Here is a 12,325-nt window from a genome sequence, read left to right as displayed (position 1 = left end):
CAACCAGCCGCCGCTTGTCCTCGGACCCGTAAACCGGCTTGCTCACTTAAGGCTGCATAGGCACGGGTCCCCACGGACCAGCGACCGGCCACACGGGATACAAGCACCAGGAGACGCCCGCCCGGCCCAGCTGATCAACCGTGATTACGGAGTTTTGCAGATGACGAATAGTTGCAGGACCAGGTGTTCGAGAGATCCACTCGGTGCAGTCTGCCAGATAGACCAGCGCTGATCTGCCGATTCCTACGTTGCCGGAGCGACGAAGGAACCCCGACCCGCCACGGTGTAGACCAGGCCGCGCTCTCGCAGTTCGGCGATCGCGTGACGGGCAGTCGCACGAGCCACACCCCAACGCTGCTGGATGTCGTTCTCGCTGGCGATCGGCGAATCCACGGCAGCCTCGGCGATCTCGGCAGCGAGCTCGTCCGCGATCATCACGTAGACCGGACGCGGCGTCCGGTGACGGTACGGCTCCTGCGACTCGTCGGTCATGAAACGGACAGTAGGCGAGCCCTTACGCCTACCTCCCGTGATCTACGTACATGTACGCACGTAGACAGGCGTAGGCGGGCTGTGTACCGTGTTGATTGCCGGGAGAAACATCATCCGGTTCTGCGGGGCCGCTGACCTCGCCGGCAGCTCGGCCCCCGATGTCCCGCCGACGTCGGGGGCCAGTGGCGCGACATCTGCCCCACGGTGCGTATGTGGCAAACGCGCGACGGGGAAGCCTCTCGGCCGCTCTCCTTGTACAGCAGTGAGATGCAGCAACCGACGCATCACGCTGAACCGGACGCACTCCTGATAGGCGGTCCCGCCTCGTGCTGAACCCAATCCAACCGGTTCACCGTGACTCGATCGGGTCATGGGTTCGACTCGCGTCCGCCCCAAAAGCTAGGAATTGCTGCGCGATGGTCGGCGCGGATGCCTGAGGTGTCGCGGACGCGGAGCCAGGTCTCGCGGTCGAGGAGGGCTTTGTGAGCGTCGATGACGCGGACGTCGCTGTAGACGATGTCACCGGTGTACGCAGGGTTGTCCAGGTTGCGGCCGACGTTCATGGAGGACCACTTCGGCCGGTGGATGTGGAGTGTCGAACGGTTCGGTGGCGGAGACGAAGGTGACTCCGGCCTTGTCGAGTTCGGTGAACAAGTCCAGGAGGTCGGAAAGTCGGCGGGAGAACTGTCGACCCGGTACACCGGAAGGATGTCGAAGCGTCCGCGCGGTGGCGGCAAAGTAACTGTCCCGCCAGCCCGGACCGGACAACCGCGCCTTGTCAACTACAACGTGTCGGCGTCATCAGTCGAGCGTGGCCGAGGCACTTCTGCGCCTGTTTCGGCAAGATGCCTCCCGAGGGTAGTGATCACCTGCGCCTCCTCCCTGCTGAGGAAGTGGGGGACCTGCTCCACGATGCTCGCCAAGCTTCGTAGCTCGCTGAGTGGGAGTCTCGCCATGGCTAACATTCCAGCCTCTCCAGCAAGTAGGCATTGAGTAAGCGCAACGTAACACTTGGCCGTGAGTTCAATACGCTGCTGCTTGCGCTCTTCCGAAGACGCTGTATTAGGTTCGTTGGAATCGCTGTGGATTGGGATGTAGATGCTGCTATATATCGAGGTTGCGAGACTAACGAAGTTCTTATTGCGGTTATATGAAGTTAGCGCATCTTCAAGTGCTTGAGCCGAATAGTCGCCGTACTCGTTGCGCTCGATTGTACAACCTGCAAGATGCTCTCGAATGGCGTGTTCGATTGAGGACTCGTCCGATAATGGCTCGTTCGCCTGTACCTGCATAACCCCATAACTGCCCCGTGGGACGAACCTTGACTTCAATCGTTCTAGGGTCCGAACCCACTTCGGCCGTTCGAGGTTTTCTGTTAGGAGGACGGCCTCTACCAGACATGGATCGGTGGCGTACTTATGTGCCGTCTCTTGGGCGAAGTCAAGCAACTTCTTGCCTACTTCCTCCCGTGAGCGGCGAACGAGTTCTGTCACAGAGGTCTGGTGTCGAGAGTACCCGACCACCGCTACTGCTATTAGCGCGATCAAGATCGTGGTCCAAAAGGACTTAAAGAATTCGTCGATCGGCGGCACTACTGCTACGAACGGCCCCGGCCCTAGTCCGCCAAGCGCGGATGCAACCATAATCCCGCATCCGGCCGCTAGACTCACCACTAGAACGGGCAGCCGCCGATGACCGTGCTGCCGTCGCCATACATCGTAGATGTGTCTCCCCTGGGTGGAATACACGAAAATGGCGGCACCGGCCAGCGCAGCTGTCATGCCATTGCCGTGGAACCGGCTCACCGTCGTAGCCACGATCAGCGACGTTAGGTATGCCGGCACAACGCGAAAGACTAGATAGCGGATACTGCTTCTGTTTACGACGGTGCCGAAGTCCTGCGAGGCGGTGACATAATTTTCGGGCCATTCCGTTCGTACTGCACTGTAAAAAAGCCACAGAATTGCCGGGACAATTATGGCTCCTGTTGCGGTAACCGCAACTTCCTTCATATGGTTATCCTTAACTCGCCCGAGATTGATGCGGCGCAAACGCCATCATGCTAGTGCCTCGTCATGCGGAATAGAAGGGGTAATCCGGTGGTGGGTCTGGGGACTTCGGACGCCGCGCGGACGGCCCTGAGCCACCACCGCCGGAGCCGCAGCTCGGCTTTCCATTGCGCAACGGACGCCCGGTATTCGAGCTTGCCGCCCCCGGGTAGCCGCATTGCGGATCAGGTCCCGCGAGATCGCAGAGCGGTCACGGCCGACCTGGCGCGCTATCTCGGGCATCCCGAAGCCCTGACCGTTCAGCATCGCGATCTTTCCCGCTCCGCGAACGACAGATACCGTTCGAGATCCAGAAGGTCGCCTCATGTAGTCCATGGTGCTCGACTGGCACTTGCGATCAATACTTTTTGCGCAAGGAATCTAATAAGTTGGATATCGTATCCCAGCTTGTTCGCTTCAGTGCTGAATGGAAGCAGCATAGGTGCGCTGTTAACGGCATTGCCGCCGTCCTTGCTGTGGACGATTCTGCAACGAATCTGATAGACCCTTTCCGCGATCTGGTCGGTTAGTGCGAAATTTGCATCACGTGGAGATATCGCTCGGACAGCAGAAAGAGCATTCTTGTCCGCGAGGAAAGTAGAACGCTCGACGCTTTCGCCTAAGAATGATTCCACTTCATCAACGGCAACGCAGTAGCGAAGGGTGGCCTTCAGCTGATCCCTTTCTGATCCCGCTCCCCGCCCGGCCGATATCTGCACCAGCTTCGAAAGGTGTGAGTTATTATGTGGATCAAATAGCGGATCCATTGTTGCCTGCCGAAGGCGTGTGAGTATTGCCTGCTCATAGTAGGCAGGAAAGAAATGCTCTAAGACCTGGTAGAAGGCTAGGTATGAGAGCAATGGCATTGCACCCGACGACCTTGCATACCGGTAGAGTGCGGCGGCCTCAGGGGAATATCTCAGTGCCGGCACCTGAGGGCTTGCCGAGTAGTCAATGGGCCGCACGGGTCCCAGTGTTCGACTGTCACGAAATCTCGCAACATCGAGTGCTAGATTGAATTTAAGATCCAACTCAAAAAGTACTGAATCCACTACCTCCTTGAACCGGGCGGTAGCCGCGCGGGTATCCAATCCCTCAACTATGCTTTTGTCGAAGAATAAACTGAGTCCCGGCGGAACATGGTCTGAGTAAAAATCGACTCGATTGTTAGTGCGAGATAGGCTTAGTGCGGGCGTAGGGTATCCCAGCCTGAAACTAGGCGTTGTCTCAGTTCTTGACTTAAAGGAAAGGCTGAAGTCTTCCGGCAGTCTACTGATGAGTCGATCTTCGAGTGAAGATTCCCTTCCGGCCATTCGCATCAAAATCCTGCCCGGGATTTGCCGCATTTGACTAGGCGACAATAGCGCTTCGACGAAATCTTGAGCAGCGTTTACGACGGCTATGCAGTCTCCTATGAAGACCCAGGATTGGAAATCGGAGCTAATAAAATAACTAGCTGCCTTATCGTCCGAGTAGATCTTTCGGAATCCACCACCAAGAACCGGAATATTGATCATGGCAAGCGGAACCCTGCCGCCTGTAATTTCCTCAAAGTCAAGGTTCGCTGTCGCCGCACGTTCCTTGAGAGCTGCAAGTCCGCCCGGATTGCTCAATTCTCCGCCTACCCCGTTCGCCAGCCACATGCTTTGCGGCAGCAATGTTACGGGACATTCCGCAAGGTCTTGCCCTCGATCTGTGCACTGTCGTCGCCAGATCCGGACGCCAGCTGATGAAGCCTCAAGGCGTTCAGCGGCTTCGCGATGATCCCAACTAGTGAGACCTTGGGTTGTCCAGGCTGGTGGTGCCGCCTTTGGTCCACGGGAGAACGTGGTGTGCGTCGCACCATCGGGGCGGGCGATCGCAGTCCGGGAAGGCGCAGCCACGGTCGCGCACGTGCAGGGCGCGACGCAGCGCCCCGGTCACCAGGCGGCGGGTGCGGCCCATGTCGAGGACCTGGCTGCTGCCGCCCAGCATGACCGGGAGGATGAGAGCGTCGCAGGCCACGCGGCGCACGATTTCGGGCGACAACCGCTGGCCGGTGTCGGTCTCTCCGACGCCCAGCGCTTGAGCGAGCGGGTCGAACGCCACCGTGACGACCACCTGGGATGGCTCGCGCAGAGTCGGGCGGCAGATGTCGACCAGGGCATCGGCGCGGACCTGTTCGGGGGTGCGGTCGTCACCAGGGGTCGGCTTGCGCAACGGATCGAGGGCGGCCTGGACGGTGGCGGCGGCTTCGAGGTCGAGGCGGCCGGAGAGGCGCACGAGGCCGTCGGACGGGCGCGACATGGCGAAACCGCGGCGCTGGTGGGCGCGTCTCTCGAGGCGGGCCAGAGCGGCTGCCTCGGCGCGCTCGGCCAGATGAGGAGCGACGTGGGTGAGGATGCGGTGGCCGACCTCGACGAGTTGGTAGGCGGGGAGTCGCGTAGCCATCTCGATCATGGTGTCGAGGGCCTTCTGGGTCAGCTGCGAGGTTTCGGCCGGGCCGACGTCGTCCAGGTCGGCGAGTTTCTCGGGGACCGAGTCGACGGTTTTGGCGATCACGGCGGCCTGGTTGAGGTCGAAACATCCGTACGACAACCTTGGAACCCCAGGAGATCCATCTCCAGCATCTGAAGTCGATCGCCACTGACTTGCAGTACGGGCGTACGGTTTAATGAGGAGCATGAACTTCGAGCGGCTCCACCACGTCCAGGTCCTCTGCCCGCCCGGCGGCGAAACCGCAGCTCGCGCCTACTACGCCGGGGTTCTCGGTCTCGACGAGCTGGAGAAGCCGCCCGTCCTCAAGGCCCGCGGCGGCGCCTGGTTCCGCGGCGGCGGTTGGGAGATCCACGTCTCGCCGGTGGCGGATTTCGTGCCGCAGAACAGGTCGCACCCCGGGGTTCTCGTCGACGACCTCGACGCGCTCGCGGCGCGGATAGAGACCGCCGGCCGCCCGGTCGAGTGGGATCCCCACTTCCCGGGCCACCGGCGGTTCTATTCGAAGGACGACCACGGCAACCGGCTCGAGTTCCTGCAACCGCTCAGGGATTGAAGTACGGGTCCTTCACCATCGACTCGAAGGCCTTGAACGCCGGCTCGTCCCCGGTCAGCTGGAACTGCTTGTTGGGCCCGTTACCCTCCGGGTCCGACTCGAAGTAGGTGATGGCCTTGATCTGGGGGTTCGACTTGAAGGTGCGTCGCGCATCCTTGATCCACGCCGCCCGCCGGGCCGACCCCCAGGCCTTCGCCACCCCGAACTCGCCGATGACGATCGGTTTGGGCCGCTGGGCCGCCCAGGTCAGGAACGGGCCCATCAGCACCCCGATCGGCTCGAACCTCTCCCCGGCGTAGACGTCCACGCACGTCCAGTCGACCTGGTCGTCGCCGGGATAGAAGGCCGGCGCGTCCCCCCGGATGAAGCCCTCGGCCGTCGGGCAGAACACCCACGACACGTTCTTCGTCCGCTCCTGCCGGAAGATCTCCCGCACGTATTTCCAGGCCGCGACGTAGTCCTGCCCCGACCACATCGTCGCCCGCAGGTTGGGCCGGTCCATCTCCCAGCGCATGCGCAGCAGCACCGGCTTGCGAATCTTCCGGACGGCCCGAGCCTGCTTACGGATCAGGTCGTCGTGCTGCCCGTCCAGGATGGACCGGTTGTCACCCGTGGCCCAGCTCACCATCAGCGTCGCCCCGCGCGCGAGGAACTCCTTGTCCGAAGGCGTTCCCACCATCTGTTCAAAGCGCCGGTACGTGTTCACGATCTGCAACGACCGTCCGAGGTCGGCCTGCAGGCTGTCGACCGCCGCGAGCCGCCCCACGTGCGTCAGTTGGTCCGGCTTGATCCACGCCCCGAACAGCGCACCCCGGCCGGGCGCCCCGACCGGCCCGGCCTGGAACGGCCCACGGTTCACGGCCACTGCGGCGGGCGTGCGTGACAAATCGGGCGGCGGGGCGGGCGGCGGCGGGTCGTCCTTCCCGAAGGAACAGCCCGCGAGCAGCAGCACCGGCAGAAGAAGAGCGAGCCTACGCATGGACACGGCGCGCGGTGTAGAGGACGTTGACCGCGTACGCGTCGCTGCCGGGCAGGCGCCGCACGGCCGCGTCGGCCGCCCGCGCCACCGCGCTCCCGTGCAGCGAGGGCGTGATCATCGAGAAGCCGCGCCGCTCGACGATCACGAAGCCGTGCCGGTCGAGCAGCGTGGCGACCTCGTCGTGCGACAGTTCGGCGAACCAGCGCTCGCCGCGATGCCGTCGCGCCCCGAGGTGCCGCACCGACGCGGCGTTCCCATGATTCTCGACCACGAGGATGCCCGACTCCGCCGTCGGCAGGGCGCGAGCGGCGAAGGCCAGCGCGCGGTCGCGAATGCCGGCGTCCACATTGAGCAGCAGCCGGAACATGGTGACGATCGCCGGGTAGCCGGCCGGCACGGGGTGCGGCACCGGGCCGTCCGCGGCCACCTGGTGCCAGTTCGCCCGCGACCCGACCTCGGCCGCCTTCGCCATCATCTCGGCCGACGTGTCGTAGCCATGCGCCTCGCGTACGAGCCCGTGCAGCGTACGGATGGCTCGCCCGGTGCCGCAGGCGAAGTCGTGCTGGACGGGGGCGAGCTCGCCGAACTCGCGCCGGACCAGCGTGCGCAGGTAGTCCTGCTGCCGCTCGTTGATCTGCGAGGCGTAGCTGTCCGGCGCGTACGTGACGTTCTCGTACTTCTCGACGGCGTCGGTGTCCTGGAACACCTTGGTGTAGTCGGTGGTCAACTCGTCCTCCTTCTCGGTTTGAACGCGCCCAGGGCGAGAGGAACGCGCAACAGCCAGGTGCCGGCCAGGAAGGCGGGCACGGCGGCGAGCATGGCGAGGGTGCGGCCGGCGGCCCCGGTCCCGGTCCCGCACACAAAAGTGACGGCCCAGGGGAGTACGCCGAAGCAGGCGATCGACAGCAGCGCGGCGGCCCGCGTCCCCCGGCCGAACGGGTGCAGCCCGGCCGAGCGCCCGACCTGGATGAGGGGCAGCAGGTTGTTGGCGAGCATCGAGCAGGCCAGGCCGATCGCCGCGCCGAGGGCCCCGTACGCGGGAATGAGCAGCACGCCGAGGACGACCGTGACGGTCAGCGCGACGAGCACGTTGACGAGGTTCCACGAGGTGCGCCCGGCCATGGCGAGCACCATGTCGACCATGCCGCAGCCGGTGGCGACCAGCATCGCCGAGGCGAGCACGGCCACCACGATTGTGCCGTCGGCGGCGTAACGGTCGCCGAACAGGCGCAGCCACACCGGCGCGAAGAAGATCACCAGGAGGTTGATCGGCCAGGTCACGAGCACGAGCCAGCCGGTCGCGGTCTGGTAGAGGTCGTTCGCGGCGCGCCGGTCGCCGACGGCCAGGGCTTCGGCCAGCCGGGGCTGCACCGACTGCGAGATGCCCTGGTTGGCGAACTGGATGAGCACGACGAAGCGGCCCGCCACGGCGTAGATCGCGGCCGGGGCGAGGCCGCCCAGCGCGGCGACGAGCAGCACGTCGACGCGTTGCAGGGCGAGCTGGGCGACGCTGGCCACGGCGCGCGGGCCGGTGAAGCGCCAGAACTCTCGCCGCAGCGCACGCCGTTCGGCCCGATGGGTGCGCGCACGGGGTGGTTTGCCCGCGCGGTAGACCTTTCTGAGGGCGTACGCCGAAAGCACGGTGACGGGAAGGTACGGCAGGGCCCACGCGAGCGCGAACGCCGACAGCGAGCCGGCCGTCCACAGCGCGGCGATGCCGGCCGCGGCGACCAGGATCAGCTGGAGGACACTGCGCAGGATGCGGTCGAGCGTCACCGTCGGGCGCATCGCGCGGTAGCCGCGGGTGGCCGTGAGCAGGGCGTCCGTCATGGCCTGCAACGGAAGGAAAGCGGCGAGGACCCGCAGGCCGGCGGTGTGCGCGTCGATGACGTGGGCCGACTCGCGTGCCGTGACCTGGGCCAGGAAGGGCGCGGCCAGCCACATCGCGACGGCCAGCACGATCGAGAGCACCACGACCGGGGTCAGGCCGGTGCGCAGGCAGGTGCCGAGCAGGTGGGGGCGGCCGGTGGCGCGCAGACGGGCCGGCCAGTAGACCAGGCCGGTAGGGGTGCCCAGCTTGGCCAGGCCGCCGGCCAGCACGAAGACGGCCGTGGCGGCGAAGAACGCGCCGGCCTGCTCGGCGCCGAGCGAGCGGGCCACGATCCAGGTGACGACCACGCCGGTGCCACCGGCCAGGGCCGAGCCGGCCATGTTGGCCAGCCCGCCCCGGGCCGCGCCGCGTGCGCCGGTAGCCGGCTTCTCGAGGACCTGACTCACTGGCGCCATACCGGCGGGCGTCCGAGCCACTTGGCCAGGGCCTCGTCGTGCGGGAGGTAGTGGTCGGTCAGCTCCCGGCGCAGGGCCGGGTCCATGTCGCTCTGGCGCGGGCGGGCGTTGTGGCGTTCGAAGGCGGGGCGTTCCAGATAGCTGGGCAGGCCGAGGAATTCGCACACCTCGTCGTAGACCGGTTCGGGGTCGGTGAAGAAACGTTCGCTCTCGACCACGTGGATGCGCTCGCGGCCGACGTGCTGGGCCATCACGCTCAGGTAGCGGGCATATTCGCCGCGCGCCCGGTAGGCGTGGTGCTGGTGGCCGAAGCTGTAGTAGTCCGGGTCGTCGGCCAGCCGCTCCTCCTGGCGGTGCAGGCGGGCCGGCTCGAGGGCCAGGGCGGCGCCGAAGTCGCGTTCGGTCTCGTAGCCCCGGGCGACCTCGTGGTGGTGCTGCGAGTAGGCGCGTTCGACCGGGTCGCGCACGAGCACGACCAGGCGGGCCTGCGGCAGGTCGCGGGCGATCCGCGCCGCGGCCTGCGGGTGGTACATGTAGTAGGGGCTCGACTCGAAGGTCTGCGGCGTCACCCCGTACCGTTCGCCGATCTTCTCGGCGCTGCGCTGCATCGGGAAGTGCGCGCGATACCAGGCCAGGCCTCGCTGATAGTTCGTGTCGAAGTAGTGCACGCCCTTGTGCAGCACGGCTTTGAGCACCACCGGGTGCCCGGCCAGCGCGCGATAGAGCGACGTGGTGCCGCAGCGTTGCCCGCCGCAGATCAGGAACGACGGCGTCATGCGGCCCGGGGCGGTGAGCCGGCCGTAGGAGCGGGTGCCGAGGTGCACGACGCGTTTCATCGGCGCCGGGAGGTTGCGTACGTCCATGATGGTTCTCTCCTCAGAGCTCCTCGACCCGCCGGATCAGCACCGGCAGCAGCCAGGTGCCGAGTACGCCCAGGCGGGCGCCGGCCTCGGCCTGGCGATCGGTCAGGTATCGGGTGGCCAGATCCACCAGGTAGAGCAGGGCGGTGATCTCGCGACCGGCCACCGGTACGCCGAACGGCGCCAGCATCTCGGCCGCGCCGCGCACGGTTGCCTCGACCGCCTCCTGGGCGTTCTCGGTGGACTGGATGCGTTTCTGCAGCTCGTGGTGGATGGCGTCGTAGCCCAGGGGCACGCCGGACGCGAACCGTTCCCAGTCCCAGACCAGCAGCGTGTCCTCGATGTTGGCCATGTTCCAGGGCGCCCAGTCGCCGTGCCACGAGCCGTACCGGAAGATGATGTCGTCGGCCCGCTGGATCAGTACCTCGGCGGCGGCGGCGAGGCTGGCGCCCTCGGCCCGGTCGGTGACCCCGGTCAGGCGGCCGCGCAGCTCGTGCCAGTAACCGCTCGCGGTGAGCGTGCCCGTGCTGTAGCCGCAACATCCGGCGACGTCGAGCATGGCCGCGACCAGGCGGCGCCGGCTCAGCGGGGCCCGCGGCAACCACACCGGCAGCGCGGACTGCACCAGCACCTCCAGGCCGCGCCACTTGCCCGAGTGCAGCACCCGGGGCACGGTCAGTTTGGTCAGGCCGCTGCCGGCCAGCGAGGTCAGGGCAGCCGACTCGGCGCGCACGAGCCGCTGCGTGAGCGGGCCGGTGCCGAGCTTGCCGAAACCGAACGTGTCGCCCTCGGGACCGAGGAGTTGCAGCACCGGCTTGCGGTTGGCGCGCGCCGGGCCGATGTGGACGCTGACCGACAGTTCACGGCCGAGCATCTCGCTCAGGTAGCCGTCGATGCTCTCCGAGAACGGGCCGGTGACCCGTATGCGGTCACGCAGCAGCACACCGGACGCGCCGGTGCGTACGGCGGCGACGACGGCTTCGCGCTTGAGGCGGGCGGCGCGCGACTGCGGCTCGGCGTAGCGGCGCACGGCGGCGGCGGCCACCCGGCGCGAGGTCGAGGGCACCAGCAGGCGGGGGCGGCGGGCGTCGGGCACCACGAGGTATTCGGCGATGGGGGTGCCGGGGGAGCCGTCGGTGCGGCACGGCGGCGGGTAGAGCAGGCCCAGCACCTCGGCCAGGTAGCGCGTGCGCAGTTCGGCGTCGCCCGCGGTCAGTTCGGCGGGCGCGGTCCGCACCGGGCTCATGTCGTTTCCCCCTCGGTCGAGTTGCGCCAGAGCAGCGCGAAGGCCAGAACCATGAAGGCGAGGGGGGTGACCAGCGAGTTGTACCAGAGCATCGCCGAGAACGACGTGACGATCGCGGCCGAGCCGGCCACGCCGATCGCGCTGCGGTCGCGGCGGAACCGCCACAGGCCGTACGCGAAGAAGCCCAGGTAACCCACCGTGCCGGCGGCTCCGTGCGCGAAGAGGAGCTGCCACAGCTGGCCGTTGCCACCCACCGTGAAGTTGCCGCAGCGCTCGCACCCGGCGCTCTCGCCCACGGTGATCGAGTTGCGGCCGCCGAGCGTGTTGCGCGTGCCGCCGTAGCCGACGACCGGGGAGCCGCGGAAGCCTTCGATCGCGCGGTCGATGAGGAACGAGCGCACGCCGTTCGACTTGCCGTTGTCGAGGCGGGCGCCGACGACGCCGCCGAGCGGGGTGGCCACCAGCGCGACGAACAGCAGCGCGGAGGCCGCGGCGACGGCGCCGACGATCCACAGCTTGCCGGCCAGCACGTAGCGGACGGCGACGTAGACGACGAGCACGCCCAGGCCGATCCACAGGCCCCGGTTGAGCGAGACGACCGCGGGCACGATCGAGACGACGAGGCAGACGACGGCCCAGAACTTCGCGCGGCCGCTGCCGTTCTGCCAGGCGGCCACGACGAGCCAGCCGGCCAGCAGGCAGAAGTTGTTCCCCCAGGTGTTCGTGTAACCCCAGGGTGCGGCCGGTCGCGGTTGCCCCTCGCCGACGATGTCCATGATCTGAGCCGCGTACGGGTGCACGAGCGACTGCACGAAGCCCTTGTTACGCACGCCCGGGGGCAGCAGCCACTCGACCGGCGAGGTGAACTCGAACGAGCCGGCCACCATGCCGAGCAGGCCGCCGAGGACGGTCACCACGAACAGCCAGCCGAGCAGCTTCACCAGGCGCCGGCGGGGCAGTTCGGCGTCGGTCAGGTTGCCGGTGTAGACGAGCAGGACGGTCAGGGAGGCGTACATGATCGCCTTGTAGCCGGCCGGGAGGAGGCGGCCGGTGGCGTGCCCGGCGACCGTGCCCGCCGGGTCGGCCCCGAGCGCGCCGATGCTGACCACGACGGCGATCAGGAAGACCACCCACCAGCCGAAGCCGGGCGGCAGCCGCAGCGGGCGACCGGCCGCCCGCCGGCGGATCAGCAGGAACAGCATCGGCACGGCCATCAGCGCGAAGATCAGAACGCCGAGGCCGAGCGCCCACCAGATCGGATAGAACGCCAGGATGCTCGCGACCGGCCAGGCCGGCAGGGCGCGGTTCCGGCGGACGCCGTGCCCGGAGCGTGCGACGGGCGTGAAGGACCCCGGCCCCGGCGAGGAGGCCTGGGACACCGCT

The 12,325-nt window shown here is 66.7% G+C and carries 12 protein-coding genes and 1 pseudogene; 1 reads left to right on the top strand and 12 read right to left on the bottom strand.

Features of this window, described 5'->3' with window-relative positions:
* Window positions 1–243: 243 nt before the first annotated feature.
* From EER30_RS07870 to EER30_RS07845, 6 genes and pseudogenes are all read right to left on the bottom strand, one after another.
* Window positions 244–492 (bottom strand): GntR family transcriptional regulator, encoded by a 249-nt coding sequence (locus EER30_RS07870; RefSeq protein ID WP_127499683.1) that lies wholly within the window; start codon window positions 490–492, stop codon window positions 244–246.
* Window positions 493–860: 368 nt separating this feature from the next.
* Complete coding sequence (locus tag EER30_RS50245; RefSeq protein ID WP_240669882.1) at window positions 861–1,055, bottom strand: recombinase family protein; 195 nt, start codon at window positions 1,053–1,055, stop codon at window positions 861–863.
* Window positions 1,056–1,274: 219 nt separating this feature from the next.
* Window positions 1,275–2,504, bottom strand: a complete 1,230-nt coding sequence (locus EER30_RS07860; RefSeq protein ID WP_127499682.1) for a hypothetical protein — start codon at window positions 2,502–2,504, stop codon at window positions 1,275–1,277.
* A gap of 137 nt (window positions 2,505–2,641) precedes the next feature.
* A pseudogene (locus EER30_RS07855) lies at window positions 2,642–2,842 on the bottom strand (helix-turn-helix domain-containing protein); the annotation flags it as partial.
* A 21-nt stretch (window positions 2,843–2,863) separates the two neighbouring features.
* Complete coding sequence (locus EER30_RS07850; RefSeq protein ID WP_127499681.1) at window positions 2,864–4,183, bottom strand: hypothetical protein; 1,320 nt, start codon at window positions 4,181–4,183, stop codon at window positions 2,864–2,866.
* A 127-nt stretch (window positions 4,184–4,310) separates the two neighbouring features.
* Complete coding sequence (locus tag EER30_RS07845; protein ID WP_240669881.1) at window positions 4,311–5,117, bottom strand: HNH endonuclease signature motif containing protein; 807 nt, start codon at window positions 5,115–5,117, stop codon at window positions 4,311–4,313.
* An 85-nt stretch (window positions 5,118–5,202) separates the two neighbouring features.
* Here EER30_RS07845 and EER30_RS07840 point away from each other — a divergent pair, with 85 nt between their 5' ends.
* Window positions 5,203–5,571, top strand: coding sequence for a VOC family protein (locus EER30_RS07840; RefSeq protein WP_240669880.1), 369 nt, complete (start codon window positions 5,203–5,205; stop codon window positions 5,569–5,571).
* Here EER30_RS07840 and EER30_RS07835 read toward each other — a convergent pair.
* From EER30_RS07835 to EER30_RS07810, 6 genes are read right to left on the bottom strand one after another with little or no spacing between them, the layout of a single operon-like run.
* Entirely contained in the window at window positions 5,561–6,550 is a 990-nt protein-coding gene (locus EER30_RS07835) for a glycosyl hydrolase (protein WP_127500228.1), read from the bottom strand. The two genes, EER30_RS07840 and EER30_RS07835, sit on opposite strands and share 11 nt — an antisense overlap.
* The gene (locus tag EER30_RS07830) at window positions 6,543–7,277 is read right to left on the bottom strand and encodes a class I SAM-dependent methyltransferase (RefSeq protein ID WP_127499678.1); all 735 of its coding nucleotides are present in this window, start codon (window positions 7,275–7,277) and stop codon (window positions 6,543–6,545) included. The genes EER30_RS07835 and EER30_RS07830 overlap by 8 nt, the downstream gene beginning before the upstream one ends.
* The gene (locus EER30_RS07825; protein ID WP_127499677.1) at window positions 7,274–8,836 is read right to left on the bottom strand and encodes a lipopolysaccharide biosynthesis protein; all 1,563 of its coding nucleotides are present in this window, start codon (window positions 8,834–8,836) and stop codon (window positions 7,274–7,276) included. Before EER30_RS07825 ends, EER30_RS07830 begins: the two co-directional genes overlap by 4 nt.
* A complete protein-coding gene (locus EER30_RS07820) occupies window positions 8,824–9,699 on the bottom strand; it encodes a sulfotransferase family protein (protein WP_127499676.1) in 876 nt (291 codons plus the stop codon). The genes EER30_RS07825 and EER30_RS07820 overlap by 13 nt, the downstream gene beginning before the upstream one ends.
* A 13-nt stretch (window positions 9,700–9,712) precedes the next feature.
* A complete protein-coding gene (locus EER30_RS46955) occupies window positions 9,713–10,942 on the bottom strand; it encodes a hypothetical protein (protein ID WP_164842256.1) in 1,230 nt (409 codons plus the stop codon).
* Window positions 10,939–12,321 carry a hypothetical protein gene (locus tag EER30_RS07810; RefSeq protein WP_127500227.1) on the bottom strand — a complete coding sequence of 461 codons (1,383 nt, stop codon included), beginning with the start codon at window positions 12,319–12,321 and terminating at the stop codon, window positions 10,939–10,941. The genes EER30_RS46955 and EER30_RS07810 overlap by 4 nt, the downstream gene beginning before the upstream one ends.
* Window positions 12,322–12,325 lie beyond the last annotated feature (4 nt).

The organism is Actinoplanes solisilvae, assembly GCF_003999975.1.
Taxonomy (GTDB): domain Bacteria; phylum Actinomycetota; class Actinomycetes; order Mycobacteriales; family Micromonosporaceae; genus Actinoplanes; species Actinoplanes solisilvae.
Note: the sequence above shows the minus strand (reverse complement) of the source record. Positions and strands in the feature narration are given on the sequence as shown.